This is a genomic window from Litchfieldia salsa (genome assembly GCF_900104555.1).
GTDB lineage: Bacteria > Bacillota > Bacilli > Bacillales > Bacillaceae_L > Litchfieldia > Litchfieldia salsa.
This window is the reverse complement of record NZ_FNJU01000013.1, coordinates 63907-90649: the sequence shown is the minus strand read 5'-3', so window position 1 is coordinate 90649 and position 26743 is coordinate 63907. Positions and strand designations below refer to the sequence as shown.

Below are 26743 nucleotides of genomic sequence, written 5' to 3'. Positions count from 1 at the left end.
AGTGATTATATGAGTAAAGCAAAAGCTAAAGGTGGTACTGGCAGAGGTACCGGAAAAAAAGGATGGACACGTTGGAAAGCTGGTGCTAATAAAGCTAAAAGCGCCAAACCATACACAAGTAAACGCACAAAAACTTCAGAAACTTCAAAAGATAGCAATGATTGATTGAATTAATACAAAAACTGACTGCGAAATTTAAAAGGCGTTCTCAAATGTTGATTGAGAACGCCTTTTACTATTATAATATGTTAAATTTACCTTTTTTAAGAACAAGTGATGGTCCACCAATCATGAACAATGCACGATTATCAACCATTTTCTTCATAAATGATGCTGTTGAACCAGTAACCTTTTTACCAAATACTACTCCAATTGCGTCATGCTCACCAAGAGAACAAACTGTCCCTTTTAAATCTGGTGTAAAGTCTTCTAATTCGCCTTGACCACGAACAAGGACTGTTAGATTTTTCGCACATGTTTCACCTTGTTGCATTGCAATCTGAGCAGTTGGTGGATATGGACGATTAACTTCTTCATTAATAACAAGGGAACTGTCACCAATAATAAATACATCATCTTGTCCTGGTGCTCTTAAGTTAGAGTCAACCTTTACACGGCCACGCATAGCTTCAAAGCCAGCTGCTTCAATTAAACTACTTCCACGAACACCCGCAGCCCAAACAACAGTAGCAGCTTTAATTTCTTCTATATCTTCATCTTTACCAACAATAATACCTGTTTCTGTTGCTTCTTTAATAGCTGTACCGATTTTAAATTCAATCCCTCTACTTGTAAGATGATTAACAGCATAATCAACAAGCTCTGGATCAAATCCTGGTAATGCTGTTGGAGCAGCCTCAACACAGATTACACGTACACTATTATGGTCTACATCATATTCCTTACATAACTCTGGAATACGATTAGCTAATTCACCTAGGAATTCGATTCCAGTAAAACCAGCTCCACCTACAACAATTGTTAGACGGTCTTCACGCTTTTCTTCTTCAGTTGCATAAGTAGCAAATTGATAATCTATATGCTCACGAATTTGACGTGCTGAATTGATATTTGAAATAGAGAAAGCATGCTCTTTAAGACCTTTAATTCCAAATGTTTCACTCTCTGCACCAAGTGCAAACACTAAGAAATCATACTGATAGTCACCTTCAACTAAATTTACAACTTTATTTTCTTTATCAATTCCTGTTACAGTTCCTTTTACAAATTTCACTTTGCTACGGTCAATAACAGTTTCTACTTTATAACGCGCTCGATCATGATGTAATGTTCCTGCAGACGCTTCATGTAACCATGTAGTTTCATAATGATAATCATTTTTATTAATTAGCGTGATTTCTGCTTCATTTACTCCCAATGATTTTTGTAATCTTGTAGCAGTCATTAGACCACCATATCCTGCACCTAAAATAACGATTTTTGGTTTATTCAACCGAATCACATCCACTTTTATAAATTTTTTAAATTAATCAGAGTGTTAGATACCTTTAGCATCTACCTCTTTTTCTCTTTTTATTTGCACAAAAAGATTGTGATATTCTTCACGAAGAACACCACGAGTTTACGTCGAAATATGTCATAAAATATAATTACAATGGCTATATTATATATTATTATTTTTTGTTACTCATTTCAAGTAAAACAATACAGATTTAGCATTTCGTATGAAAAAATCAAGTTAAATACTAAAGTTTCATAATAATTACAATATTTCTGACAATATTTATTCACATTTCATCATTTTCTCTATTTTTCAACAATTCTATAAGAGATAAAATAAGAAAATTATGATATTATAGATTTTATATGAAAATTTAATAGGTTTCTTACTGGAAGGAATCGTATTTATTCAACAGGGGGTATTTAGATGAAAGAAGATCAAAAGGTTTATGACATAACAGTTATTGGAGGAGGCCCAGCTGGACTTTTCACTGCATTTTACGGTGGTATGAGACAAGCAAGCGTGAAAATCATTGAAAGTCTTCCACAACTTGGTGGCCAGTTATCGGCTTTATATCCAGAAAAGTATATTTATGATGTAGCAGGTTTTCCAAAGATACGTGCCCAAGAACTAATTGATAATCTTAAAGAACAAATGGCGAAGTTCGACCCAACTATTTGTCTTGAGCAATCGGTTGACACAGTAGAGAAGCAAGCAGATGGTGTTTTCAAGCTAACAACGAATAGTGAAATCCATTTCACAAAAACGGTTATTATCACTGCTGGAAATGGTGCTTTTAAGCCACGTAAGCTCGAATTAGAAACAGCGACACAATATGAAGGAAAAAATCTTCATTACTTCATTGATGATCTTAATAAATTTGCAGGACAAAAAGTTTTAGTTTGCGGTGGTGGTGATTCTGCAGTTGACTGGGCAATGATGCTTGAGCCTATCGCTGAAAAAGTTTACCTAACACATCGCCGTGATAAATTCCGTGCTCATGAGCATAGTGTAGAAAACTTAATGAACTCTAAAGTAGAAGTTCTTACTCCTTATGTACCTGTTGAATTAGTGGGTGAAGATAAGATTGAACAAGTGATTTTAGATGAGGTAAAAGGTGAAAACAAATTGATTGTTGATGTTGATGCAGTAATTGTGAACTTTGGTTTTGTTTCATCATTAGGTCCAATTAAAGAATGGGGTCTTGAAATTGAAAAGAACTCAATCGTTGTTAATTCTAAAATGGAAACAAATGTCCCTGGTATTTATGCTGCTGGAGATATCTCAACATATGAAGGTAAAGTTAAGCTAATTGCTTCTGGTTTTGGAGAAGCACCTACAGCTGTAAACAATGCGAAATCATATATTGATCCAAAAGCAAAAATCCAACCACTTCATAGTTCAAGCATGTTCTAAAATAATACAAGAAAAAAGGCCGTTCTTAGTGTTTGCTAAGGCGGCCTTTATTCTTTATTGATTAACACTGTAATTTTATATATACAATTACAGCAAGCTTTTATTGTTTAGAAGCACTCTTTTTAAATGATTCTAACAAGCTTTTTGTTTCTTCAAATGAAATTTCACCTTGATTAAATACTTCATACATATACTCTCCCGAAGTTCCAATTAAGTAAGCATTGGGTTCATTCTTGATTTCAAACATCATCCAATTAACTCCATTTAAAGTGAAAGAATCAATTTCATTACCTTTTTCTTTATTAAAATCTCTTAATGAACTCACAACTGCATCCTTATGATAAGTTCTAACATATATATAACCAATTTCTTTTCCATCTTTTTTATAAGTATATGTTAAATACGCCTGATTGAACTCTTTATATTTTTCTAAACTTGCTGAAAAAATTTGTAATTTTGGATTTGAAAATTCGTAAAGAAAAGGTACTTTTGAACGCAATATATTCAATACAACCTCAACCTCTTCAACGATTGCATCGGCATGTTCGATAACCTCAATATCTTTCTCATTTGGGTCTTTAAATGTTAGTCCCTCTATTTTCCTTTCATTATAATTATCTAAATTTGGTAAGAATTGATTTAAATCAATTGGAACATTTACGGATAAGCTTTCTGGGTGGAGATAACTTATTATTTCACCTTTTCCATTGTAAATTTCATACTTTACTAATATGCCAGTATCCTTATCCACCCAAAAACGGAAGCTATTCTCATCAGGCTGCGAAGAATCAACAATACTTTTATCTATATCTCCGTATAAAACAATTGTATTATGACCAAGCAACTCTTCATTTTGCTTCTCAATACTCCAAAGGTTATTAAACCTTAAATATTTTGCTATCATCTCGTAATTAAACAAAGACATTCCAGAATTTCCAATTGGTCTTTCTCTGAATTTTTCTTTTGAATCGTATAGTTTATTTATTGGTATTGAAAATACATCCTCTGATTTAACAGGTTCCCTTTTTGGTGTGATTTCATAATCATTAGTAACATAGGTCATTCTATCATTATCTAGATCCCACCTTGTTTCATTATTATAGAAATATTCGTGAGTCATCGTTTCCGCACCTGGTATACTCTCATCAGGGATGTTTATGATTTTTTCATAACCACCCATTACTTTCTTTAGACTAATTATATATTCGAGATTAAATTTACTTGTGGAGTTATCATAATATTTATTATATGTCTCAAACTTACCAGAAGCACTTTCAAAGTTATCTAGGGAATTCAATAGTTTATTTAAAATGGCATCTTTCGACATGTCATCGTAGTTTTCAACTTGTTTTGGAGGTGTATATACCGTGTCATTATTTTCCTCATTATTTGAATTTGACTCATTTTTATTACTTTGAATAAATAATGGCTTTTCATTTTGGATAAACCCTAAATTTTCTAAACTAAAATAACTTATTCCAATTATAAAAATAAGATAAAATCCAAGACTCAAAATACGTGGAATCAGATTTTTCATCCTTTTATTTTTTTTTGAATTGTAGATAACTTTCCTTACTTCATTCTTGTTTATATCCCGAAATTCTAGATTTTTAAAAACTGTATTATCCATATTTTCTTTCAAATGTTTTAACCTATCATCCATCATTTCTGCCTCCTTCAATCCTTTTTTTCAACAAGAGTCTGGCTCGATGTAATCTAGATTTTAAGGTTTGCATACTAATATCTAACAAGTCTGATATTTGGCTGTAGGTGAGTTCCTCGTAATAGTACAAAATAATAACTTCACGATACTTAATTGGCAGTGCCAATAGATTAATTGATAAGTCCCTTTTCATTTCTAGATTCATTAATTCAGACTCTGGAGTATTGTTATTCTTACTATTTGAGAAAAACTCAGTTAAAATAATGTTCCTAAAACTCCAACTCCTTAACTTATCCTTACATAAATTTACTGTTATACTATAAATCCATGTTTTATAAGAAGATTCGTTTCGAAAAGTATCCAACTTCTGATAACATTTAATGAAAACTTCCTGTGCAATATCCTCAGCTAACTGTTCTTTTTTCACAAAAGTAAACGCTAACCGTACAACACTTTTTCCATACTCATTCATTAACCACTCAATCGTTTCTTCCTTGTTCAAATAATTTACATTCATATAATCACTCTTCTTTTTCTCTAACATCTTCCCCCCCCCTTTCATACATACTTTAGACGGTACTGAAGAGGGATGGTTGCATAATTATTATTTAGTTTGGCGTTTTTTGTAACATCACAAAAGATTCACTTTCTTACCCGTAATTTAAAGACATAAAAAATCCTCCTCAAATAGTAATGTTTTATTAAACATTTACTACCGAGAAGGCATGTAATCACAACCTTGATTTGGTACATTCAGGGTTGTGATTATACATTTTCATGATTGTTTACACTCAAAATCACCATGTAATTCATAACCCCTACCAACCTAATTCAGTAACCTAAACCTTAACACTCTTCAGGCGTACCAGCGTTGGTAGCTGTCTTAAATGATGAACCACAACCACATGACGCAACAGCGTTAGGGTTATCGATGGTGAATCCTCCACCCATCATTGATTCTTTAAAATCAATCACAACACCTTTTAGAACAGGTGCATCTTCTTTATTAACTAACACTTTTAGTCCATGTTGTTCTAATTCAAAATCCAGTTCGCTCGTTTCTTCCTCAAATCCCATACCATAGGAAAGTCCGCTACACCCGCCACCTTTAACAGCTACACGTAGAAACGATGACTCCTCACCATTTTCCTTCATCATATCTTTAATTTGTAAACTTGCTGCTTCTGTAATTGTTAAGATATTGTCCATTATTTCTTCCCTCCTATTTAAAATGATTTTTATATTATAAGTATAATGTCAATAAGATCAACACTCAAATAATCTTACTTACATTACGAGTAGTAAAAGATTCCTTTACAAATAACCTGAGCAGGGCCAGTCATTAATACCTCTTCATTTTCCTGCCAGTTTATCAACAAATCTCCACCAGCTAAATGGACGATGGTCTCTGTATTCCGCTTTGTTTTACCATTTAACACAGAAGATACTACTGCTGCACATGCCCCAGTTCCACAAGCTTGAGTGACCCCTGATCCACGCTCCCACACTCGAAAGTGGAGTTCATTTTCACTTACTACTTCCACAAATTCAACATTCACACCTTCAGGAAATCTCTCATCCTTTTCAATGATTGGACCTAATGTGGTTACTGGTGCATCACTAATTTTTTCAACGTAAAAAATGGCATGTGGATTACCCATTGAAACAGTAGTCATTGACAACTTCTCATCGTTGAATGTAATACTTTCATTTAAAACTTGTTCCTTGTCATCACCTATCATAGGAATACTCGCTCTATTCAACTTGGGTTTTCCCATATTAATCGTTACAGTGTTTACTTCTCCATCTTCAAGTTTAACCTCTGCATCAACTAAGCCTGAAAGTGTCTCAATCAAAAACTTCTCTTCTGTTACTAATTTATTCTCGTATGCATATTTGGCAACACATCTTAAACCATTTCCACAGTTTTTCCCCTCTGAACCATCATTATTAAAAATACGCATCTTAACCGGGGCAGATTCAGAAGGACAAATTAGAATCATCCCATCTGATCCAATTCCTGTATGAATATTAGATACTTCTACAGCAATTCTTGAAAGCTCTTCCTCAAGTAAAGTTTCTTTAAACATATCAACATATATATAATTATTTCCTAATCCGTGCATTTTAGTGAAATTAAAACTTCTCATGTTCTCCTCCAAAAATTATTCTTTTCATTAGTATAAAGTTTTAAATAAATGTTAACAATGATATTTATCCCCTATTGTATATTTACAATAAAAAAAGCTGCCCTGGTGCAAAGCACTATGGGACAGCTTTTTTATTTATGGTTAGAACATTGGATTATCCTCTAAAAATTGATATATGTTATCGACTAGCTCATCAGGTGTAGAACCAGTAACGATCTCACCATTTACAAGTGCAAATAATGTCCTTGCACATTTCCCACAATAGCTAAGACAACCATATTCGATAATATCCAAATTAGGGTCTTTTTCAAGTTTTTCTAATGCCTTTTGAGCACCACTTGCTAAATTATTTATGCAAAATTCAATGATTGGTTGCATCGTTATCACCTCTCTACCTGCCTCAATATCCTACCCTTTTTAGACAATTTCGTCAAATGATAGGCCTATCCTAAACACCTCAATAAAATTGTTGTTATTTCGTCATAAATTAGCTATACTTTTAATGTCATTTTGAAAAGGTTTTCTATTTATATGAGCAACTTATTTACTTAAAATCACCTTAATATTAATCATTTATTAGTAATTAGAATAACATTATTATACCTAAATATTTATAACCATTTAAGATGTGATGAAATCGAAACCATACAGATAAAAGGGGAAATTCACATGAAGAATCTAGTTATACTCGGTGGCGGTTACGGTGGAATGCGTGTTTTACAAAAACTCTTACCAAATCAATTGCCTGAAGATATAGAAATAACGCTGATTGACAGGGTTCCTTACCATTGTTTAAAGACAGAATATTACGCTCTTGCTGCTGGTACCATTTCTGATCAACATGTACGTGTATCCTTTCCTGAACATGATCGTTTAAACATTAAATATGGGGAAGTTACAAGTATAGACTTTGAAAATAATCTAGTTCACCTTCATGGGAAAGATCCTGTCGCTTACGATGATTTAATTATTGGGCTCGGCTGTGAGGACAAATATCATAATGTACCTGGTGCGAAAGAGAACACTTATAGTATTCAATCAATTGATAACTCTAGGCATACGTATCAAAAACTAAATAATTTAGCCCCTGGTTCACAAGTGGCCATTGTCGGTGCTGGTTTAAGCGGTGTTGAGCTTGCTAGTGAGTTAAACGAAAGTCGGCCGGACCTTAATATATCATTGTTTGATCGTGGCCAGCATATTCTTTCTATGTTTCCTGAAAGGCTTAGTAACTATGTAGAAAATTGGTTTACAGAAAGAAATATTACGATTATCAATGGCGCTAATATCACAAAGGTTGAACCTAATCTCCTATTTAATCATGATACACCGAATGAGTTTGATATTATCGTGTGGACAGCTGGCATTCAACCAAGCCGGATTGTCCAACAGTTAAATGTCGATAAGGATGTCCAAGGAAGAGTTGTTTTAACAAAACAACATAATCTCCCTACAAATGAACATGTGTATGTTGTGGGTGATTGTGCGAGCCTCCCACACGCTCCAAGTGCACAGCTAGCTGAGGGTCAAGCGGAACAAATTGTTCAAGTACTTCTTAAACGCTGGAATAATGAAGAACCGCCTTCGGAATTCCCAGCGATTAAGCTAAAAGGAGTACTAGGCTCTTTAGGTAAAAAACATGGGTTTGGACTTGTTGCAGATCGACCAATTCTAGGCAGAGTACCTCGATTGTTAAAATCAGGTGTTCTATGGATGTATAAGTATCATAATGGGTGAACATTGTGGCGGGATTTCCGCCTTTTTTTTATGACTAGATTTCCACTGCGTGATAACCAAACTTCTCCATTTCTGAATAAATGGTTTTTAATTTTGGGTTCCCTTCACCAACAATTTCATTTTCAATCACTACAACTGGGTAAAACAAATCTTCCTCAATTACTCTTTCGGCAAATTGCTTTTTATTCCCATCATCACTTGGTGGATTGTAGATATCTACATAGGTAATGGTAAAAGGTTGATTTGGAAATTTTCGACTAACAGCCGCTTCTAGCCATTCATAAGTTTCTTTTGAAGAAGGTAAATTTACACAACTTGGACACAATACCTCTGCGCCGTATACAATTAATTCAATACTTTTCATTTAATGGATCGCTCCTTAGCAAGCTTTTATTCTATTTTACAAAATATATGGTAAAATAAACACTACAATGTATGTTAAGGATTGTTCAACTGTATTAATTAGTAACTGGTAATCGATTCAGAGAATAGATTTTTTCCTTTAAAGTCAGTATAATATAAGTATGGAAAGGAGTAGATATAAATGACTGTAGAAATGAGCCAAAAAGAACAAGTTCAAGAAGTATTAGATAAACTTCGTCCGTTCCTACTTCGTGATGGTGGGGATTGTGAATTAGTAGATGTAGAAGAAGGAATTGTAAAACTTCGTTTATTAGGTGCGTGTGGTAGCTGCCCAAGTTCAACGATCACACTTAAAGCTGGTATTGAAAGAGCATTACTAGAAGAAGTACCTGGAATCCTTGAAGTAGAGCAAGTATTCTAATTATAAGAAGAGCGAAACCTTCCGAGGTTTCGCTTTTTTCATATCTATAAAACCAATGATGATACCTGACTACCGTTTTTCTCTATTCTTAACTCATCTACAATAAAGTGACCAAATAATGGTGCAAGTGTTTTTACAATCGATTTTGCTTGCCCTGCTTCTGCAAAACAAATAACCGTTGGTCCTGCCCCGCTTAAGGCCACTCCAAATGCACCAGAGAGTTTCGCAGCCTTTACAATATCATTCATATCTGGGATAAGCCCTTGTCGATATGGTTGATGAAATAAATCAAGATCCATCATCTTCCCAGCTAAATCCCAGTTCTTTGTTGCTAATGCTGCTACTAATACATTACTAATTGAGCTAGCTGCAACCGCATCTTGCCTTGAGTATTCTGTAGGTAGAACAGCTCTTGCTTCCTTAGTCATGACTTCATAGCGTGGAATGACTACTACTATGTCCATCTCTACATCGTTCAGTTGAACAAGATCTGTTCCATCCTGACGATGACTCCCTATAACAAGTCCTCCAAATAATGAAGCTCCAACATTGTCAGGGTGTCCCTCAAATTCACTTGATAGGCGAAGCTTTTCTTGCTTAGATAAAGTTAAACCACATAAGTGATCAACAAGCTCAATCGCTGCAATAATTGCAGCAGCACTACTTCCCAAACCACGGGCAAGAGGAATATCACTTGTCATTTTCACCTTACAAGGTGGTAATACTTGATCATACTTAGCAGCAACCTGTTCAGCAATACGATAAACGAAGTTGTCTTTGCCAGTTGGGATGTCTTCAACTTCCTTTGACAGAGGTATAAACTGCCATTCATCACTTGGCTCTACAACTAAGGTTAAATAACGGTTAACAGCAAGTCCAATTGAGTCAAATCCGGGTCCTAAGTTCGCTGTGCTACCTGGGACCTTAATTTGAAACATTTTTCCGTCGTTCATTGTAGAACGACTCCTTTAATATGCTCGAATACAACATCCTCATCACTTGGCAGAACAACAGGTTTAATCTCATTCACATCAATAGCAGTTGTAGGATCTTTTAAACCATTTCCAGTTAGAACCGCAACAACTGTAGATCCTTTGCTAATTTTCCCTTGTTTTAAATGCTTGATTACACCAGCAAGTGACGCACAAGAAGCAGGTTCAGCGAAGACACCTTCTCTAGTAGCAATAAGCTTATAAGCTTCTATAATCTCTTCATCTGTTACTTCATCAATCAGACCACCGGATTCCTTTTGTGCATTAACAGCATATTCCCAGCTTGCCGGATTTCCAATTCGAATCGCAGTTGCAATTGTTTCAGGATTTTCAATCACTTCACCTCTTACAATTGCAGCTGAACCTTCTGCTTCAAATCCATGCATTTTAGGAAGTCCTGATCCATACTTCTCATTGTACTCTTTGAAACCTTTCCAATACGCAGTAATGTTACCCGCGTTTCCAACTGGAATAGCTAATACATCTGGAGCTTTTCCACCTAGTTGAGCAACCACTTCAAATGCTGCCGTTTTTTGCCCTTCGATTCTATACGGATTCACTGAATTAACTAATGAAATTGGTGTTTTTTCACTGATTTTACGAACAATTTTTAAAGCTTCATCGAAGTTTCCTTGAATGGCATAAATCTCTGCTCCATACATAACAGCTTGAGCTAGCTTACCCATTGCAATTTTCCCATCAGGAATAACAACAATACAACGCATTCCAGCTCTTGCGGCATAAGCTGCTGCAGCTGCAGAGGTATTCCCAGTTGATGCGCAAATAACTGTATTACTTCCTTCCTCTTTCGCTTTTGCAACAGCCATAACCATTCCACGATCCTTGAAAGATCCAGTTGGGTTCGTTCCTTCAGTCTTAACATATAGTTCAATTCCAAATTGCTCAGATAAATTGTGTAGCTTAATTAAAGGGGTATTCCCTTCATTTAGCGACAGTTTTGGTGTATTTTCATTTACAGGAAGGAATTCCTCAAACTCCTCTATTAAACCATTCCATTTCATTGTACGTCATCCCCTTCAACACGATACGAACTCTTAACTTGTGAAACAACATCACTATCACTTAGCTGCTGTAGAATCTCCTCATAATCCTTAAGAGAAGCTGTATGAGTAACTACTACGATTTCAGCTAGATCTTTTTCTTTCAATGGTAATTGTAATATTTTCTCGAAGCTTACACCACGTTCTGAAAAGATTGTCGTGATTTTTGCAAATGAACCAACCTGATCCTTTACATGGATTCTTAGGAAGTATTTAGAAAATATTTCTGAGTTTTCTTTCAAACTCTTCTCATATTGTGGTGAAACAATTGTTCTTCCATTCACTCCAAGTCTCATATTCTTCATAACAACTACTAAGTCAGATACGATTGCTGTAGCTGTTGGTAAACCACCAGCTCCCGGACCATAGAACATTGTTTCACCGACTGCTTCTCCATACACATAAACTGCATTGTACTCATCATTTACGGCTGACAGTGGATGCTCATCAGGTAATAAAGTAGGTTGGACACTTACCTCTACCTTTTCTCCATCCTGTTTTGCGATTCCTATTAGTTTCATTGTATATCCTAAGCGTTTACTGTAATTCAAATCTTCTTCTGTAATTTGGGATATCCCTTTTACTGAGACATCTTTTAAATCTATATTCATCGAGAATCCTAATGTAGAAAGAATCGCCATTTTTCTTGCGGCATCTAATCCCTCCACATCAGAGGTTGGGTCTGCTTCGGCAAAACCTAAGCTTTGGGCTTCTGCAAGTACCTCCTCATAAGGACTTCCGTTTTTGCTCATCTTTGTAAGGATAAAATTCGTTGTTCCATTCACAATTCCCATTAGCTTTGTGATTTTGTCAGATGCTAATCCATCTACTAATCCTCTTAAAATAGGAATACCGCCCGCTACACTTGCTTCATAATAGAAATCACAGCGATTCTCACTCGCACAAGCATGAATTTCCGAACCATATACAGCTACTAAATCTTTATTAGCTGTAACAACATGCTTTTTATTACGAAGAGCTGCTAAAAGATGCTTTTTTGTTTCTTCTACTCCACCCATTACTTCTATGACAACATCAACTTCAGGATGTTCAATCACATCATTAATATTTGTAGTAAGGATACTAGGATCAATTTCGACTTCCCGCTCCTTATTTACATTCTTAACTAGGATTTTTTTCACTTCAATTGGACAACCAATTTGGTGCATCAGTTTATCCTGATGGTTTTTTATAATTTTCACCACACCTGTGCCAACTGTTCCTAATCCTAAAAGTCCAACTCCGATGCTCTTCATTTCTTCACTCCCCTTACTGTATTCTCCAGAAATACATTTGTTTACCTATAAAGGACATTATAGATAGATTTTGCGCTTTTTACAAGGGTGTTTTGTCACTTATTTCTAAAATAATAGTAATATTCTAAAAAAACAATTGAATTTTTTTAAAACTTTCAAATAATAAGAAAAAATTTATTATAACATATGATTGATTTTTATATCCACTTAGACAAATGAAAGAAGAGTGCAAAAGCGCACTCCTAGAATTTAGAGCGATATTCTTTTGTCAACCAATTGACATTTGGTGCATGTAAGCTCCTATTGTTATTTTTAATATATTCATTCATTAAGACTAAAAAGTCTTCGTATTTTGTAGAGTGATCAAGATGTCTGTTCAATTGGTTTTCATATGACATTTTTTTAACTTCTGACTTCGTTAAATAGTATCCTTCAATTGTTTCGAAATAATGAATTGGAAATAATATTCTTGCATACAGGAGTCTCCATGAAAAAGATGTTAAAGGTGACATTTGGTTATATTCATTTAAAAAATGATTCCACTTATTTTGATCCATTTTATAATCTGTCAAAAACTGATCTCTACTATATTCAGCAAGGTCCCGGCTACTATGATCAAATACCCAGGAATGTGGAAAATCAACATGATTAATTTCTTGCCACAATTGTTCAGTTAATCGATGATGACAGACAGTTGCTGAATCAACTAGTGATGGATAATCATCCATCTCTGTATCCACTAAATATTGAATCGCATTCTCAGTCAATCCTAAGTAATATGGGAAGGATTCAATAAATCTTTTTTCAAACTCATTACTTGGGTGTTGACTTACCTTTTCTCTCCAGAACATTTCCATCTGATCGACTCTTTTTTCCCATAAGTTCTTCCACTGACCAATTCGATTGCATTTTGTTAGTTTATAAGGAAATGTTCTTCCTCGCTGATGAAAAATTGCAAGCTCCCTACCCGTTAAGTTCTCACGATATTGCGTTTTTCTAGGGCATCTAATAATCATACATGGTTGATTATTAATAATTGCCGTTAGTTGTCCTTCCTTTGTAGGGACAATAAGACCGACTCTTGATTCACCTTTTTGTATCATATAATCACTTAGTTGCTTCAATTCAATGACTTCTTCTTGTTCCAAAAATCCACAAGGCACAATAGTATATAGTATATTTCTATATCTAAAAGCTTTAAAGTCTCCAAACTTTTCTGTTTTACGATATTGCAAACCATAACTCTCCGAAATCTCAGTATCCATTCAGTTCCCTCCAGCATTTTAAGATGGATTTGTTAAAATACAATATCTTCATCAAAGTTATCACTTTTAAGAATATATACAAAAAATTCGGCTAATATGAAGATATACACTTTTTCCTACGTTTTAATTAATATTCCATCCTTTCTTTAGGTAATCTTTTTAATACACTAGGGAATTCTAAACACTGGAATAGATTTGGAGAGCTATTGTGCGATAAGTAACGAAAGAGGAAAAGTACTATAAAAAACGTCGAGATTGGGTGAAAAAATGTCAGAAAATAGAAGTATGGATCCAATAGAGTTAAAGGCTAGAAACTGGTTAGAAGAAAGAGGAGTAGCCATTCAGGATATCGCTGACCTGGTATATTATCTTCAAAGTAAATACCATCCTGATTTACAGATGGAAGATTGTATTGAGAATGTGAATCGAGTGTTGTCAAAAAGAGAGGTTCAGAATGCAATCATCACTGGAATTCAATTAGATGTCCTTGCTGAGAAAAATTTATTAGAGGAACCCCTTCTTTCTGTTATTAAAGCAGATGAAGGCTTATATGGAGTAGATGAAGTCCTTGCATTTTCAATTGTAAATGTATATGGATCAATTGGTTTTACAAATTATGGGTACATTGATAAGAAAAAACCTGGCATTCTTGAAAGATTAAATGATAAATCTGCTGGGTGTCATACTTTTCTAGATGATTTAGTTGGAGCAGTTGCTGCAGCAGCTTCTAGTCGATTAGCACATCGGGCAGCAAATACAGAGTGATTTTTCACATTCAATAATAAAATCCAGGACCAATATTTGGTACCTGGATTTTTATTTTTGTGTTATCTCGAAGATCGGTTAGAGAACTTTCCAATCGCTGCGAGCCACGCCCTTTCCGCGGGCGGTGCAGTGAGCCTCCTCGTCGCGAGCTCCTGTGGGGTCTCACTTTGCCCCGTGCATCCCGCAGGAGTTGAGTGGCTCTCCGCTCATTCCAAGAACTGAGTGTTTAACCCTCTAATGATTCCCTAGTAAAAATTCAGTTCGTTCGAGGCTATTAACAAGATAAGTGTATTTTTGAATGACTCTTACATCTTTTCTATCCATTCTTCTAGACTTCCTACTGTGTAGGTTGGTTTTCGCTCGATTGATTGAAGCATTTCTACTGTGGTGACTCCTGTATGTACAAGTAGTGTGTCTAGTCCTGTGTTCATTCCTGCCATAATATCGGTATCGTAATTATCCCCAACCATCAATGTGTCTTCTAAGCTTGTGCCTACTACTTTAAGTGCTTGCTCCATAATAATTGATTCTGGTTTCCCAATGAAGATGGGCTGTACACCGGTTGATACTGTAATGACTGATGTAAGAGCACCATTTCCAGGTAAAAGTCCTCTCTCAGTAGGAATGGCGATATCTCCGTTAGTAGAGATGAAGGTTGCCCCTTGTCTTACTGCAAGACACGCAATGGAAAGCTTTTCATATGTAATCTCACGATCAATTCCTATCACTACAAACTCGGGATTCATGTCATTAATCTGTAAACCCTTTTCTACTATAGAGTCTCTAATTCCTTCTTCACCAATAACATAGACAGATGCATTGCTTTTCTTCCCTGATATAAAATTTGCAGTGGCTTGACTAGTCGTAAAGATATGGTCTTTTGTAGTTGGGATATCGAATTCAGTTAATTTTTCAGCTACTTGTTCAGGTGTTCTTGAAGAGTTGTTTGTTACAAATAAATATGGGATTTGTTTTTCAGCTAATGCTTTCACAAAATCACTTGCTGCTTCTATTTTTTCTGTTCCTTTATACATCGTTCCGTCTAAATCAATTAAATAACCTTTATATTTTTTCATTTTTTCACCTCTTGTCTTAGTTTAACCTGATTAGTGTTTCTCTGTTCAAGATATATTGTGAAGATTTTTTTACTATTTAAACAAAAGACTGTTCTCGTATAGATTCTTACTTTTAAAGCCGCTGGCTGAATACACACCGCGTCCGGCGGGTGACCAGTGAGCCTCCTCGTCGGTAATGCTCCTCTGGGGTCTCACTTTGGCCACAGGTCCCGCTGGAGTCTACGTGTATTCAGCCTGCTCGTAACTAACATTTCAATATTTTATATCTAAAACGACAAATTTTGAGAAAACAGCCAAACAAAAAAACACTTCCTTCTTAGAAAGCGTTCAGTTATTATCCTTCTTTTCTCTTTATTTCATATTGACAACAGTCATCTCCATTTGCCATACAGCCCTTTGAGATTACGTCTGCTGTATTTAAAACTTGTTTGAATAAAGATAGTTCACATTCACATGCTTTTTTATATTCAAAGGCCACGTCAGAAATGGGACAGTTAAACTCCTTCAGGAGATATGTACACTCATCTTGTTTTTCAAGTTGAACCATATAACCATTTTCATCTTGAAGTTTAGCAAGTCCTATAACTTCTTCATCAAAGGATTTATTAACTAAATATTTTTCATACTTTTTTGTTAATCTAGATTGTCTAGCCTCGAACAGTTGATTCATTAAATCAACTCCACCAAGTTGACTAATGTCACTTAGAAAGTCTAAAGTTAAACGTTTATAGTTGCGAGGAAATGTTTCTTCCCCAGCATCTGTAAGCTGATAACAACTTATGGGACGGCCCATCGGTTGTCTTATGAGTGTTGAATCCACTAACCCATCTCTTTCAAGAGTACTTAGATGTCTTCGTACAGCAATTTCTGTTATGTTTAATTGGTTTGCCATTTTAGCAACGGTCAACCCTTTTTGTACTTTTAACATTGTAAGAATCTCATCTCTTGTTGAAGATGTTTTGGTTTCCATTTCATCACCACCCTACAACAATTTTACTGTATATTCACTATTTATACAATTCATATACCACTATGAGACGAGTCAATGTAAAAAACGTTAAGCTTTTAATAACTTAACGTCAAGAAAAGCGCAAGCGCCTTTTTCAGCCTCAGGCAGGCATAAGGCAAAGCACGTAGGAAATCTTGTTTTCCGTAGTGATTTGACTTATGACCCCGAGGGGTTAGGCGCTGGAGCTAGACACTAAACCTGAGTACGAAATATTTATACTTTCTTATCTTTTTAAAAAGAATACTTAATTTCTAAACGCCGAAACTGGTCCAAGTTCATCTTCCAAATAGGTTCTTACCTCATCAGGAAATGCCTGAAGATGTTCTTCTTCCTTTTTGATAATATCAATTAAGGTTGAATGATCGACATCTAAGTATTGTTGGACAAGAACTTTTCTAAGTTCAATGACTCTTTTTAATCCGGTTGCTCTTTTTGACGTGATTACACGTTCATCTTCTAATATGACAATAATATCCTCAAAGCTCCCAGGGTCTCTCATAATAAATCCATCAATCATTGCATTGCCAATATCAACCATCGATTCAATCATCATATGTACTAATCGTTCTAGTGCTCTTTTCTCAATATTAGTTGTCCAAGCGTTCTGACTTTTCACCATGGCAAGACTATTCTCTAAATACTTTAACATTCTTTCTATATGCTCTCGATCAACAAAATACAAGACGATCCCACCTCTGTTACCCGTTTACATTTATGAAATACATTGACGGCAACATTTTTAGATATATTTTATCATATAGCCATACAGAATCCTAAATAAAAAACATAGGTGGAAAAAATTTTGATTTCATGATATCTCTACTTATCTGATATGATATGCTTATTAAAGGGGCATAGGGTTTAAAGATGCTCTATATGCTAAAATTGATTGGAGGACACTAAACATGTCTGAACGCTTTTTTCTATATGATGATACAGTCGATACAAAAACAAGATTTATTAGCTTTATGGGGGAACAACAGAGGTTTGACCTAGCCATCATTCGATCTGATCGATATTATGGTAAACATATCGTATTAGATATTCAAAGCAATCGATTTGCAATAATCGGAAGTGATGATCTAGAGGAACCAGGTTACCTTGAGCATGCCTACAATCTTTCAGAAGAAGATGCAGAAGAATTACGGTCATTTTTATACGAGATCGTGTAAGTTCCTATAAAAACTTTACGGAAACTTCCTACATTAAACTTCATACTTCCAGGGAAACCTATATGTACGGAGGTGCTATATGAAGGACCATCATAATGAAACATATACTGATTTTTCAAATGTAGAGACGATGAGGAAATTTTTAGTCCCAGAACAAACACCTGAAGGACCATATGGCGCACCTGTTGGAAAAGATACGCCAGTACAATCCAAAACAACGCCATGGAAAGATGGACAAACCTATTACAGTGCATTTACTTATGAAAATCGCACTATGCATCAGGACCTTCCAAGGCAGTTCCCTGGGGCACATCCAACTCACGATGATCCGACCAAAGACACTGAAACTCCTTATAAAGATGCATAAAAAATGGCTGTTCCCAATGGGAACAGCCATTTTCTACTTCTTTACTCTTTTTAAAACAAAATAGGAACAACCAAAGTTACAGTATTCATATAAATATTCTGATAAAGTACTGATTTTCGTATCAAATGTTGCCTTTTGATTTGTATCCTCGAAAAATCCACGTAACCTTAATTGGTTATATCCCCAATCACCAACTATATAGTCGTACTTTGTTAAAATTTCACTATATCGAGCACGAAATGCTTCCTCGTTAAAACCTTCTTTTAATTCTTCAACTACTTCATAAGATATATTATTTATTGTTATCATTAATAATCACCTCGTCTACCTCCACTTTATCATAAAGTATATCCATTCAACCATCAATTTCTAAGAGAAAAATTTCATTAGTTGGTCACTCTAATATTGAGGGGGTTTTACCGTTGATGAAAAAATCAGTCATAACAGCTGGATTATGTTGTTTATTTGCTCTAAGCGGTTGTAATAACGATCAAAATGCAGAGCTCTACGAAAAAAGTGGTAATACAATTAATCGAACTGACAGAAGTGAGTTATACAATGCAAATATTACAGATGAAAATAAACATTTTGGGTATGTAAGACACCAAAAGAGTCCCGTACCTGGTAGCCCAACCGTATACAGTATGCCTACAATTGACAGAGAAGTAGTTGCTGATATGATAAGTAAAATGTCAACACAATTAGTACCAGATGTCAACGAAGCCGCGACTCTTGTGACAGATGAAGAGGTTCTCATTGTTTATGATACAGACAGTGAAAACCGCTTTGAAACGGCAGACCAAGTTAAGAAAACAGCTCTGTCGATTGTACCAAGATGGTACCATGTATACGTTTCTGACAATCCAAGATTAATAAAAGACATCGAACGATTTGGCGTATTAGATGCTACCAGCAGAAATGTAGATCAAATCATTACGACTACAATTGAGCGAATGTTAGAATCACCTCAAGGTCGTAAGATAAGCGATGGTGAAAATGCAAATGGTGAAATGTCTGGTGGAGTTAATAATCAATACGAGCGAAAAATGAATGATTTACCAGAAAATTTACAAAACCCAAATTCTAAGACATCTAATGAACAATCAGATGTAACTGAAGTTGAGACAGATGACATTGATGAAGGACATACTGAATCAAGAGGCAGAACCAATACAAATTAAATAAAAGGGCTGTCCATCATGGCAGCCCTTTTTTAACTTTATGCTTCTTTTGCTTGATTACGCTTAGTAGCAGCATTAACTTGTTCATCAGCATGATAAGAAGATCGCACAAGTGGACCAGACTCACAGTGGCTAAATCCTTTTGAAAGAGCTATATCCTTAAGCTCTTGGAATTCATCTGGATGGTAGTACTTCTCAACTTTAAGATGCTTCTTAGATGGTTGTAAGTATTGCCCAATAGTCATTATGTCCACATTATTGGCACGCAGATCATCCATTGTTTCGATGATATCCTCTTTCGTTTCACCTAGACCAACCATAATGCTTGATTTCGTAGGGATACTAGGTTGAAGTTCTTTTGCACGACGTAAGAACTCTAGCGAACGGTCATATTTAGCTCTTGCACGAACACGATCTGATAATCGTCGAACTGTTTCAATGTTATGGTTTAGGATATCTGGCTTAGCATCCATTAACAACTTTAGATTTTCTAACACGCCGCCCATATCAGAAGGTAGCACTTCAATTGAAGTAAATGGATTCTTTTTTCTAATGGCTCGTACAGTCTCAGCAAAAACAGCTGCTCCACCATCTTTTAAGTCATCCCTCGCTACTGCTGTTACAACTACATGCTTAAGACCCATTAGACTAACTGATTCCGCCACTCTTTCTGGCTCTTGCAAGTCAAGTTCAGTTGGTAGACCCGTTTTAACAGCACAGAAGCGGCATGCACGAGTACATGTATCACCTAGAATCATAAATGTTGCTGTCTTTCTAACAGCCCAGCATTCATGAATATTAGGGCATCTAGCTTCTTCACAAACGGTATGTAGCTTTTTCTCTCTCATCATTTTCTTTAAACCAGTATAGTTTTCATTGGTGTTTAGTTTTATTTTTAACCATTCTGGTTTTCTTGTGTATTCATTTGTTGACATAAACATCACTCCAAATAAAAAATACTTACCAATCAGGTAGGTAAAAGTAAATTTTTAGTAGTTACAGATGAAAATATATAGATAAGTACATGCTTTAGCAACTTTAACATAACAAAAAATCAGATACAAGAAAAGTGTTTATGAACATTTCCAACAATTAGTATTTATTAAAGTGGCCTTTTTTAACAAACTAATATAAGAACAGATTTAACATTGCTTTATTTAGTTGGCTGTTTTCAAATAGATTGTTGCACTTAAAGCCGCAGGCTGAATACACTCCGCGTCCGGCGGGTGACCAGTGAGCCTCCTCGTCGCAAATGCTCCTGTGGGGTCTCACTTTGGCCACAGGTCCCGCAGGAGTCTACGTGTATTCAGCCTGCTTGTAACTACCATAACAATGTTCTTATGTCTAGAACAACAAACTTTGAGAAAAAGCCATTTACTTAATCTTTTTTACTTTCTTTCTCAGGGAAATGTAGAGAAGGATGAAAGGAGTTTATATTTGTGCGAAAGCTATTTTTACTACTTCTGATTATGACATTCATAATATCCATCTTGGCTCCTGCTAGCTTTGCTGCTGAAACGGACCAAGAAAAGATCTATAAAGCCCGTATGGACTTGTATTCTAAGATGGAATCACTAACCCTAATACCATGGTATTACTATGCCGCCATTGACCAATATGAGAGAAGTATCAGAAGAGTAAGAAATGATATTCCTAAAGAGGAAGGATTAATTGGAATCTATTTCAAACCTGAACAATGGTCAGGAGCTCTAAATCCTAATCCAGATGATACATCGCCATTTAGTATTGGGATATTCGGTGGGATTGGTAAGGACGGGAATGGAGATGGTATAGCTGATTTAAAAAATGATGAAGATGTTCTATATACATTTGCCTCCCATCTTTTGAACTATGGTACCGATGAAGAAAACATAAAAATTGCTTTATGGGACTATTATCAGCGTGACCGTTCGGTTGAGTTAATTATGGGAAAAGTGAAAATTTATAAGACTTTTGGAACAATCGCATTAGATAAACATGCTTTTCCTGTTCCACTTCGTTTTAATTACAGCTACAAAAACACGTGGGGCGATGCCCGTGGTTGGGGTGGAAGGAGAATACATGAAGGTACAGATATATTTGCTGGGTATTCTACACCAGTAAGAGCAACAGGATATGGGATTGTTGAGATTAAAGGTTGGAATAAATATGGCGGGTGGAGAATCGGTATTCGCGATATTAACAACACCTATCACTACTTTGCCCATTTAAATGGTTTTGCTAAAGACTTAAAAGTAGGTCAAGTCGTGGAACCAGGAATGTTGATTGGGGGAGTTGGGAGTTCTGGCTATGGTCCACCAGGTACATCTGGGAAATTCCCTCCTCATTTACATTATGGAATGTATAAGGACAATGGACATACAGAATGGTCATTTGACCCTTATCCACACTTAAAACAATGGGAACGTGCAGAAAGACAAGCCAAGAAATAAGAAAAGCGGAAGCGCCTTGCTCAGCCCCGACAGGCATAAGGCGAATCACGCAGGAAATCTTGATTTCTGAAGTGATTTGACTTATGACCCCGAGGGGCTAGGCGCTGGAGCTAGACACTAAAACCGAGTTCAAAATTATGGTACTTTCTTATCTATGAAAGACAAAAGAGGTTGTTCCTTTAAACTCCGGAACAACCTCTCACTATAGATTAAAATTAATTTTTCTTGGCCTTAATAACTGCATGTGTAACGCTCGTTATTAAACCTCCCCAAACGACCACAATACCAATAACCATCATGACGATTGCACTTGTTTCCATTATTGTGATTCCTCCTTACCATTCATCTCTAAAGCACCTTTTTTCCATTTCAATAGAGAGAAAATAATTGCAACAAATAGTGCACCTAAGGCAACAGTCCAACCCCAATCAAATAAGAATTCTCTTGGGTAACCTTCATAATCGGTTGTTAAATTTGTACGTAGGTTGTCGAACATCATATACCCTAATACAACTGGAGTAATTACTGCTAGACAGATTCTCCACCATGCACCTAGTTTAATGTCTGAAAGATCATCCGCATGCTTTTGGAAGTTACGTAACTCCCTAGCAAACCATGCAATCGCAATAACTTCAATTAATCCTAATAATGCAACACCAAAATTATTGATAAAATAATCAGCAGCATCAAGGAAGAATAGTCCGCCCTGTGTAGCGAATACAAGAGAAATGAGTGCAGATAACCCTCCACCTAACATGACAGCTTTTGTACGCGATACTTTAAATTTATCTTGTACAGCAGCCACATAGGTTTCAACAATGGAAATTAATGATGTAAGACCAGCTAATACTAATGATGTGAAGAATAGAAAACCGAAAAATTCTCTAAACGCAGGAAACTCATTAATAATTTGTGGGAATACGACGAAAGCTAAACCAATTCCTGCTGAAACAACATCCTTCACTTCGACACCTTGTGTAAATGCCATAAAACCTAATGCACTAAATACTCCAATACCAGCTAATAATTCAAAACTTGAATTGGCAAAACCAGTGATAAAAGCATTGTTCGTAATATCAGATTTCTTCGGAAGATAGCTTGAATAAGTAATCATAATAGCAAAAGCAATTGATAAACTAAAGAATATTTGACCATATGCCGCAACCCAAACTTTACTACTTGTAATACTACTCCAATCTGGCTTGAAGAACGCATTTAAACCATCAGTAGCTCCATCTAGAGTAATAGCACGAATAACAATGATTAAAAATAAGAAAACAAGTGTTGGAATAAAAATTCTGTTTGCCATTTCTATACCCTTTTTAACACCTGCAAAAAGAACACCTAGTGCAACAACCCATACTAGAACAAGCGGGATAAATACGCCAGGGACAAGATTCCCGAATTGTCCAATTTCTCCACCAGCTAAGTCAATTCGATCTAAGTAGTCTCCCATTAAGAAAGTACCTGGATCATTTCCCCAGCTAAGTTTCAATGAAAATACAGCATATGCCATCGCCCAAGCGATAATAACCGCATAATACGTTGAAATCACGAACGAGACAGCAACTTGCCACCAACCAATCCACTCTTTACCCTTCCCTAATCTAGCATACGAAAGCGGTGCTGACCCACGAAACTTATGACCCATCGTAAATTCTAAAATTAATAATGGAATACCTGCCGTTAAAAGTGCAAATAAATACGGGAAGAAAAACGCTCCTCCTCCATTTTCATAAGCTACTGCAGGGAATCTCCAGATGTTCCCAAGTCCTATTGCTGAACCAACCGCTGCCAAAATAAAACCAGCACGCGTTCCCCATTGTGGACTTTTTTCCATAATAAATGCCTCCCCTATACTTATTTCCGAACCTAGTCTTATTCTATTACTATCTATCTACTAAAAAGACTAACTAATGTTGGAAATTTTTATATTTTCTGATTTTTTAAAATAAATCTATACATAGTATAGCTAGTCTTTAAACATCTGTCAAAACATTATTTTAAAATTATTAAAAAAAGAAAGACAAGGGTTATAAAACCCTGTCTCTATAGTAATAATACCAATTTCATTTTTCCAGAATATTGGTTTCTATATAATGAATTTTGTGTATTTTACACTTTTAATCTTATTTTACTACCTTACTTTTGTTTCTAAAAATCAACAAGAATACCCCGATTAGTGAAACCGAAACAACTATACCCGCTACCGTACTACCTGTGAATCCTAATACAATATACCCCACCATTGCAAATACTGCTGAAATAATCGCATATGGAAGTTGTGTAAGAACATGGTCAATATGGTGGCTTCCAGCTCCAGTAGAAGAAAGGATCGTTGTATCAGAAATTGGTGAACAATGATCACCAAAAACACTTCCAGCTAGTACTGCCGCTAATGTCGGCAAAAGGAGTGTTGCATCTGTTGATACAATAATATCTCCAGCTATTGGAAGCATCACACCAAAAGTACCCCAAGATGTGCCAGTTGAAAATGCCATCAAGCCTGCAACCACAAATAAGATAACTGGTAAAAAGGCCGGATTCATATTTGAGTTTTCAACTTGAACGGCTAAATATGAGCCTGTTCCCAACTGACTTATAAGATCAACAATAACCCATGCAAATACTAAAATATAGACAGCCGGTAACATTGATTTAATACCCTCTACAATCGCTTTACTAAAAAGAGACGATTGGATATTTTTCTTTACAAGTGTTTGATTAAAGAAAAGAATAAGTGCTACAACAAAACCGAATAAGCCACCGTATAATAAAGATGGTGCTACAGATGCGTTACCAAAAATATCAATAAGATTTGCATTTTCCTCTGTTGCCTTTGAACCCGTCCAAATCATTGAACCTACCGTACCAACTACTAGTGCTACGATTGGCCAAATTAAGTCTCCAACCGTCCCCTTAGCACTTGATGGTAGTTCTTCTTTTAATGCCCCTAAAACTGGTTTTGAAGGGTCTACTACATCACCATGTAATATAGCCCTTTCTTCATGTATCTTCATTGGTCCGATATTAATATTAAACATTGAGACACCAAAAACCATTAATAGTGTCGTAATTACATAAAAATTCATTGGAATCATTTGAAGAAATGCTGAAAATGCAGTAATATCGGTCATGTTATGAGCAATTAAAATCGTTCCAATAATACCGATAATGGATGCTCCCCAACTTGAAACAGGTGAAACAACACAAATTGGTGCAGAAGTAGAATCAATAATATAAGCCAGTTTTGCACGTGAAACACGATGGCGGTCTGTTAATGGTCTACTAACTTGTCCAACAGCAAGTGCATTAAAGTAATCATCAATAAAGATGATTATCCCTAAGACAAATGCGGTTAGTTTTGCGCCAACTCTTGTTTTCACGCGTTTCTCGGCCCACTCACCGAATGCACGACTTCCGCCAGATATGGAAATAAATACAGTAATCATTCCAAGTATTAGTAAGAACAAGATAATATAGACTGTTGAAGTAGCAATAGCACCTTCATCTATGAAGATTGCTATAAAGCTAGTCCAAATGGTTAAAAAGGAATCTATTAACCAGGTGCTTACTCCATTTTCACTAATGGTTGGTACATGTAAGATAAGAGCAGCCGAGAGAATACCAACTCCTAGTGAAGGAATTACTTTTCTTGTTAGGATAACCATTAAAATTGCGACTAAAGGTGGAACAAGTGAATAAATCGTTGCTGTCATGAAAATTTCCTCCGTTAAATAAATTTTTAATTTAAAAGAGGCTACCTATGTGAGAGAGAATCATTATGACTATTCATTGATTAGAATTGTAGCTTGCTAACCAAAAAAAGCACAAAAAAGAGCAATGATAGAAAATAACTATCATTACTCCTTTTGTAATGTTATGTTATCCTCCATCACGATCAGTAGCCCTCCATAAGAGTAGAAATCTAAAACACTCTTATGACAGTGTTACCCTTATTAAAGGCAACACCAGCAAAAATAAACGTTGACAATTTATTTTCACTTCGGCAGATGATTCCTTTCAGTTATGATCATTGTTGTCATCCTCACATAACCTACTTATAATCCCTGCTCCTCTACCTCATCGATCTGAGATAAGGTGAATATTAAATTTTAGAATTACCTTAGTATTATAGTAATTCCATATGCAAAAAGCAATGGAAAATTTATGTCTAATTTCCCGGTAATTCAATTGAAGGTGCTGAGCCGTCTCCACCATCATTATAGTATAGAGGTACTTCACCTGGTATAAAGATTGGTCCGGCAATTGGTACATTTGTTGGAACAATGACTTCTTCTGTTGCAAATGGAATAATAACCTGTATTCTAACTTCAATATGAACTAAAACTTCAATATAAGTATTATTAATTCCATGGTCTGATATCTTACTAGAATAGTCTGTCATCACATCACCAATCATATGAAAGCGGATCGGAATTTTCGGGCCTAAGTTACCTAAGATTGCGTTATTTGTTGCTTGACCTAGAGGGATTTCATAAATAAATCCCGGGCTTTTTTCGTCTGTTTGTAGATCAACCTCTGGAAGATCTAGGGCAGCTACATCCCCTTTATTAACAAACTTTAAATACTTATCCACATTATTTGTTGTCTTCGCAAGAATTTCATTAATCAACTTGGAATTAAAAGTAACACTCGTAATCTTTCCATCACTATCCGTCTGTGTCAAGATAATGTCTTCATCACTTAAACTTTCTTCTGTCATTTGTTTAGTAATTGCATTTTTAATTACGACAGTTGCAATTCGACTGGTTTCATTTTGCGCATATTTAATTAATGTTGGTTCAATCCCTTTATTAACAATAACCAATCCCACAGCTGTTGAAAACATAAAGAAGACAAAGGTTAATAAGAATACGTAGCGAAAAGGCAAGGGCCCTTTACGCGGTATACCTCGACCGCGAAATTTTGGCACATTAAATCCCCCCTTACAA

At 35.6% G+C, this 26743-nt stretch carries 29 protein-coding genes and 1 riboswitch; of the genes, 9 read left to right on the top strand and 20 right to left on the bottom strand.

Translation table 11 applies throughout. The annotated features are described in order from the left end of the window. Window positions 1-9: 9 nt before the first annotated feature. Complete coding sequence (locus BLQ56_RS19370) at window positions 10-165, top strand: DUF3934 family protein (protein WP_090858396.1); 156 nt, start codon at window positions 10-12, stop codon at window positions 163-165. A 73-nt stretch (window positions 166-238) separates the two neighbouring features. Here BLQ56_RS19370 and BLQ56_RS19365 read toward each other — a convergent pair whose 3' ends face one another. Beyond that, entirely contained in the window at window positions 239-1453 is a 1215-nt protein-coding gene (locus BLQ56_RS19365; protein ID WP_090858393.1) for an NAD(P)/FAD-dependent oxidoreductase, read from the bottom strand. A 435-nt stretch (window positions 1454-1888) separates the two neighbouring features. On the opposite strand from BLQ56_RS19365, the gene yumC reads away from it, so the two are divergent. Beyond that, entirely contained in the window at window positions 1889-2878 is a 990-nt protein-coding gene (gene yumC, locus BLQ56_RS19360) for a ferredoxin--NADP reductase 2 (protein WP_090858390.1), read from the top strand. A gap of 100 nt (window positions 2879-2978) precedes the next feature. On the opposite strand, the gene BLQ56_RS19355 is transcribed toward yumC, so the two are convergent. The 5 genes from BLQ56_RS19355 to BLQ56_RS19335 form a co-directional block, all read right to left on the bottom strand. After that, complete coding sequence (locus BLQ56_RS19355) at window positions 2979-4541, bottom strand: hypothetical protein (RefSeq protein ID WP_090858388.1); 1563 nt, start codon at window positions 4539-4541, stop codon at window positions 2979-2981. After that, window positions 4534-5085, bottom strand: a complete 552-nt coding sequence (locus BLQ56_RS19350; protein ID WP_090858385.1) for a sigma-70 family RNA polymerase sigma factor — start codon at window positions 5083-5085, stop codon at window positions 4534-4536. Before BLQ56_RS19350 ends, BLQ56_RS19355 begins: the two co-directional genes overlap by 8 nt. Before the next feature lie 302 nt (window positions 5086-5387). Beyond that, the gene (locus tag BLQ56_RS19345) at window positions 5388-5750 is read right to left on the bottom strand and encodes a HesB/IscA family protein (RefSeq protein WP_090858383.1); all 363 of its coding nucleotides are present in this window, start codon (window positions 5748-5750) and stop codon (window positions 5388-5390) included. Between the two features lie 83 nt (window positions 5751-5833). Further along, complete coding sequence (gene dapF / locus BLQ56_RS19340; protein ID WP_090858380.1) at window positions 5834-6691, bottom strand: diaminopimelate epimerase; 858 nt, start codon at window positions 6689-6691, stop codon at window positions 5834-5836. Between the two features lie 141 nt (window positions 6692-6832). Beyond that, window positions 6833-7069: a YuzB family protein gene (locus BLQ56_RS19335; RefSeq protein WP_090858378.1), complete on the bottom strand. Its 237-nt coding sequence runs from the start codon at window positions 7067-7069 to the stop codon at window positions 6833-6835. Between the two features lie 291 nt (window positions 7070-7360). Between BLQ56_RS19335 and BLQ56_RS19330 the strand changes: the two genes are divergently transcribed. Continuing rightward, window positions 7361-8428, top strand: coding sequence for an NAD(P)/FAD-dependent oxidoreductase (locus BLQ56_RS19330; protein WP_090858375.1), 1068 nt, complete (start codon window positions 7361-7363; stop codon window positions 8426-8428). Between the two features lie 34 nt (window positions 8429-8462). On the opposite strand, the gene BLQ56_RS19325 is transcribed toward BLQ56_RS19330, so the two are convergent. Continuing rightward, a complete protein-coding gene (locus BLQ56_RS19325; RefSeq protein ID WP_090858372.1) occupies window positions 8463-8792 on the bottom strand; it encodes a YuzD family protein in 330 nt (109 codons plus the stop codon). 180 nt (window positions 8793-8972) lie between these two features. Here BLQ56_RS19325 and BLQ56_RS19320 point away from each other — a divergent pair, with 180 nt between their 5' ends. Further along, window positions 8973-9212, top strand: a complete 240-nt coding sequence (locus BLQ56_RS19320) for a NifU family protein (RefSeq protein ID WP_090858369.1) — start codon at window positions 8973-8975, stop codon at window positions 9210-9212. A 44-nt stretch (window positions 9213-9256) separates the two neighbouring features. On the opposite strand, the gene thrB is transcribed toward BLQ56_RS19320, so the two are convergent. From thrB to yutH, 4 genes are all read right to left on the bottom strand, one after another. Beyond that, on the bottom strand, window positions 9257-10165 hold the full coding sequence (gene thrB, locus BLQ56_RS19315) for a homoserine kinase (protein WP_090858367.1): 909 nt from the start codon (window positions 10163-10165) through the stop codon (window positions 9257-9259). Further along, the gene (gene thrC / locus BLQ56_RS19310; protein WP_090858364.1) at window positions 10162-11226 is read right to left on the bottom strand and encodes a threonine synthase; all 1065 of its coding nucleotides are present in this window, start codon (window positions 11224-11226) and stop codon (window positions 10162-10164) included. The genes thrB and thrC overlap by 4 nt, the downstream gene beginning before the upstream one ends. Next, a complete protein-coding gene (locus BLQ56_RS19305) occupies window positions 11223-12521 on the bottom strand; it encodes a homoserine dehydrogenase (protein WP_090858360.1) in 1299 nt (432 codons plus the stop codon). Before BLQ56_RS19305 ends, thrC begins: the two co-directional genes overlap by 4 nt. A 242-nt stretch (window positions 12522-12763) precedes the next feature. Then, window positions 12764-13786: a spore coat putative kinase YutH gene (gene yutH / locus BLQ56_RS19300; RefSeq protein ID WP_090858357.1), complete on the bottom strand. Its 1023-nt coding sequence runs from the start codon at window positions 13784-13786 to the stop codon at window positions 12764-12766. 267 nt (window positions 13787-14053) lie between these two features. On the opposite strand from yutH, the gene BLQ56_RS19295 reads away from it, so the two are divergent. Beyond that, window positions 14054-14551 carry a phosphatidylglycerophosphatase A family protein gene (locus BLQ56_RS19295; RefSeq protein WP_090858455.1) on the top strand — a complete coding sequence of 166 codons (498 nt, stop codon included), beginning with the start codon at window positions 14054-14056 and terminating at the stop codon, window positions 14549-14551. A gap of 305 nt (window positions 14552-14856) precedes the next feature. Here BLQ56_RS19295 and BLQ56_RS19290 read toward each other — a convergent pair whose 3' ends face one another. From BLQ56_RS19290 to hepT, 3 genes are all read right to left on the bottom strand, one after another. Continuing rightward, window positions 14857-15627, bottom strand: coding sequence for a TIGR01457 family HAD-type hydrolase (locus BLQ56_RS19290; RefSeq protein WP_090858354.1), 771 nt, complete (start codon window positions 15625-15627; stop codon window positions 14857-14859). Window positions 15628-15961: 334 nt separating this feature from the next. Continuing rightward, the gene (locus tag BLQ56_RS19285) at window positions 15962-16597 is read right to left on the bottom strand and encodes a helix-turn-helix transcriptional regulator (protein ID WP_090858351.1); all 636 of its coding nucleotides are present in this window, start codon (window positions 16595-16597) and stop codon (window positions 15962-15964) included. 283 nt (window positions 16598-16880) lie between these two features. Then, a complete protein-coding gene (hepT, locus tag BLQ56_RS19280) occupies window positions 16881-17318 on the bottom strand; it encodes a type VII toxin-antitoxin system HepT family RNase toxin (RefSeq protein WP_090858347.1) in 438 nt (145 codons plus the stop codon). 223 nt (window positions 17319-17541) lie between these two features. Here hepT and BLQ56_RS19275 point away from each other — a divergent pair, with 223 nt between their 5' ends. Together BLQ56_RS19275 and BLQ56_RS19270 are read left to right on the top strand one after the other, a co-directional pair. Continuing rightward, a complete protein-coding gene (locus tag BLQ56_RS19275) occupies window positions 17542-17808 on the top strand; it encodes a DUF3055 domain-containing protein (protein WP_090858344.1) in 267 nt (88 codons plus the stop codon). A 79-nt stretch (window positions 17809-17887) separates the two neighbouring features. Beyond that, window positions 17888-18175 carry a cytosolic protein gene (locus tag BLQ56_RS19270; protein ID WP_090858341.1) on the top strand — a complete coding sequence of 96 codons (288 nt, stop codon included), beginning with the start codon at window positions 17888-17890 and terminating at the stop codon, window positions 18173-18175. A gap of 33 nt (window positions 18176-18208) precedes the next feature. On the opposite strand, the gene BLQ56_RS19265 is transcribed toward BLQ56_RS19270, so the two are convergent. Then, a complete protein-coding gene (locus tag BLQ56_RS19265; protein ID WP_090858338.1) occupies window positions 18209-18484 on the bottom strand; it encodes a YutD family protein in 276 nt (91 codons plus the stop codon). A gap of 116 nt (window positions 18485-18600) precedes the next feature. Between BLQ56_RS19265 and BLQ56_RS19260 the strand changes: the two genes are divergently transcribed. After that, window positions 18601-19356 carry a YhcN/YlaJ family sporulation lipoprotein gene (locus tag BLQ56_RS19260; RefSeq protein ID WP_090858452.1) on the top strand — a complete coding sequence of 252 codons (756 nt, stop codon included), beginning with the start codon at window positions 18601-18603 and terminating at the stop codon, window positions 19354-19356. Between the two features lie 38 nt (window positions 19357-19394). Here the strand turns inward: BLQ56_RS19260 and lipA are convergent, their stop codons facing one another. Further along, complete coding sequence (lipA, locus tag BLQ56_RS19255; protein WP_090858335.1) at window positions 19395-20291, bottom strand: lipoyl synthase; 897 nt, start codon at window positions 20289-20291, stop codon at window positions 19395-19397. Window positions 20292-20825: 534 nt separating this feature from the next. Between lipA and BLQ56_RS19250 the strand changes: the two genes are divergently transcribed. Next, on the top strand, window positions 20826-21788 hold the full coding sequence (locus BLQ56_RS19250) for a M23 family metallopeptidase (RefSeq protein WP_090858448.1): 963 nt from the start codon (window positions 20826-20828) through the stop codon (window positions 21786-21788). Between the two features lie 215 nt (window positions 21789-22003). Here the strand turns inward: BLQ56_RS19250 and BLQ56_RS19245 are convergent, their stop codons facing one another. The 4 genes from BLQ56_RS19245 to yunB form a co-directional block, all read right to left on the bottom strand. Beyond that, the gene (locus BLQ56_RS19245; RefSeq protein WP_090858333.1) at window positions 22004-22108 is read right to left on the bottom strand and encodes a methionine/alanine import family NSS transporter small subunit; all 105 of its coding nucleotides are present in this window, start codon (window positions 22106-22108) and stop codon (window positions 22004-22006) included. Then, window positions 22108-23628: a sodium-dependent transporter gene (locus BLQ56_RS19240; protein WP_090858330.1), complete on the bottom strand. Its 1521-nt coding sequence runs from the start codon at window positions 23626-23628 to the stop codon at window positions 22108-22110. The genes BLQ56_RS19245 and BLQ56_RS19240 overlap by 1 nt, the downstream gene beginning before the upstream one ends. Window positions 23629-23917: 289 nt before the next feature. Beyond that, window positions 23918-25507: a Na+/H+ antiporter NhaC family protein gene (locus BLQ56_RS19235; protein WP_090858327.1), complete on the bottom strand. Its 1590-nt coding sequence runs from the start codon at window positions 25505-25507 to the stop codon at window positions 23918-23920. Window positions 25508-25685: 178 nt separating this feature from the next. Continuing rightward, window positions 25686-25877, bottom strand: a riboswitch (Lysine riboswitch). Window positions 25878-25962: 85 nt separating this feature from the next. Next, a complete protein-coding gene (gene yunB / locus BLQ56_RS19230; protein WP_090858324.1) occupies window positions 25963-26724 on the bottom strand; it encodes a sporulation protein YunB in 762 nt (253 codons plus the stop codon). Window positions 26725-26743: the final 19 nt, after the last annotated feature.

Coding starts and splice junctions, on each gene's coding strand:
- BLQ56_RS19370 (WP_090858396.1), top strand. CDS start 10: ATGAGTAAAGCAAAAGCTAAAGGTGGTACTGGCAGAGGTACCGGAAAA.
- BLQ56_RS19235 (WP_090858327.1), bottom strand. CDS start 25,507: ATGACAGCAACGATTTATTCACTTGTTCCACCTTTAGTCGCAATTTTA.
- BLQ56_RS19275 (WP_090858344.1), top strand. CDS start 17,542: ATGTCTGAACGCTTTTTTCTATATGATGATACAGTCGATACAAAAACA.
- BLQ56_RS19290 (WP_090858354.1), bottom strand. CDS start 15,627: ATGAAAAAATATAAAGGTTATTTAATTGATTTAGACGGAACGATGTAT.
- BLQ56_RS19295 (WP_090858455.1), top strand. CDS start 14,054: ATGTCAGAAAATAGAAGTATGGATCCAATAGAGTTAAAGGCTAGAAAC.
- lipA (WP_090858335.1), bottom strand. CDS start 20,291: ATGTCAACAAATGAATACACAAGAAAACCAGAATGGTTAAAAATAAAA.
- BLQ56_RS19245 (WP_090858333.1), bottom strand. CDS start 22,108: ATGGAAACAAGTGCAATCGTCATGATGGTTATTGGTATTGTGGTCGTT.
- BLQ56_RS19285 (WP_090858351.1), bottom strand. CDS start 16,597: ATGGAAACCAAAACATCTTCAACAAGAGATGAGATTCTTACAATGTTA.
- BLQ56_RS19345 (WP_090858383.1), bottom strand. CDS start 5,750: ATGGACAATATCTTAACAATTACAGAAGCAGCAAGTTTACAAATTAAA.
- BLQ56_RS19355 (WP_090858388.1), bottom strand. CDS start 4,541: ATGGATGATAGGTTAAAACATTTGAAAGAAAATATGGATAATACAGTT.
- yutH (WP_090858357.1), bottom strand. CDS start 13,786: ATGGATACTGAGATTTCGGAGAGTTATGGTTTGCAATATCGTAAAACA.
- BLQ56_RS19320 (WP_090858369.1), top strand. CDS start 8,973: ATGACTGTAGAAATGAGCCAAAAAGAACAAGTTCAAGAAGTATTAGAT.
- BLQ56_RS19305 (WP_090858360.1), bottom strand. CDS start 12,521: ATGAAGAGCATCGGAGTTGGACTTTTAGGATTAGGAACAGTTGGCACA.
- BLQ56_RS19240 (WP_090858330.1), bottom strand. CDS start 23,628: ATGGAAAAAAGTCCACAATGGGGAACGCGTGCTGGTTTTATTTTGGCA.
- BLQ56_RS19325 (WP_090858372.1), bottom strand. CDS start 8,792: ATGAAAAGTATTGAATTAATTGTATACGGCGCAGAGGTATTGTGTCCA.
- BLQ56_RS19330 (WP_090858375.1), top strand. CDS start 7,361: ATGAAGAATCTAGTTATACTCGGTGGCGGTTACGGTGGAATGCGTGTT.
- dapF (WP_090858380.1), bottom strand. CDS start 6,691: ATGAGAAGTTTTAATTTCACTAAAATGCACGGATTAGGAAATAATTAT.
- BLQ56_RS19270 (WP_090858341.1), top strand. CDS start 17,888: ATGAAGGACCATCATAATGAAACATATACTGATTTTTCAAATGTAGAG.
- BLQ56_RS19350 (WP_090858385.1), bottom strand. CDS start 5,085: ATGTTAGAGAAAAAGAAGAGTGATTATATGAATGTAAATTATTTGAAC.
- BLQ56_RS19260 (WP_090858452.1), top strand. CDS start 18,601: ATGAAAAAATCAGTCATAACAGCTGGATTATGTTGTTTATTTGCTCTA.
- yumC (WP_090858390.1), top strand. CDS start 1,889: ATGAAAGAAGATCAAAAGGTTTATGACATAACAGTTATTGGAGGAGGC.
- BLQ56_RS19265 (WP_090858338.1), bottom strand. CDS start 18,484: ATGATAACAATAAATAATATATCTTATGAAGTAGTTGAAGAATTAAAA.
- BLQ56_RS19250 (WP_090858448.1), top strand. CDS start 20,826: ATGACATTCATAATATCCATCTTGGCTCCTGCTAGCTTTGCTGCTGAA.
- BLQ56_RS19335 (WP_090858378.1), bottom strand. CDS start 7,069: ATGCAACCAATCATTGAATTTTGCATAAATAATTTAGCAAGTGGTGCT.
- thrB (WP_090858367.1), bottom strand. CDS start 10,165: ATGAACGACGGAAAAATGTTTCAAATTAAGGTCCCAGGTAGCACAGCG.
- thrC (WP_090858364.1), bottom strand. CDS start 11,226: ATGAAATGGAATGGTTTAATAGAGGAGTTTGAGGAATTCCTTCCTGTA.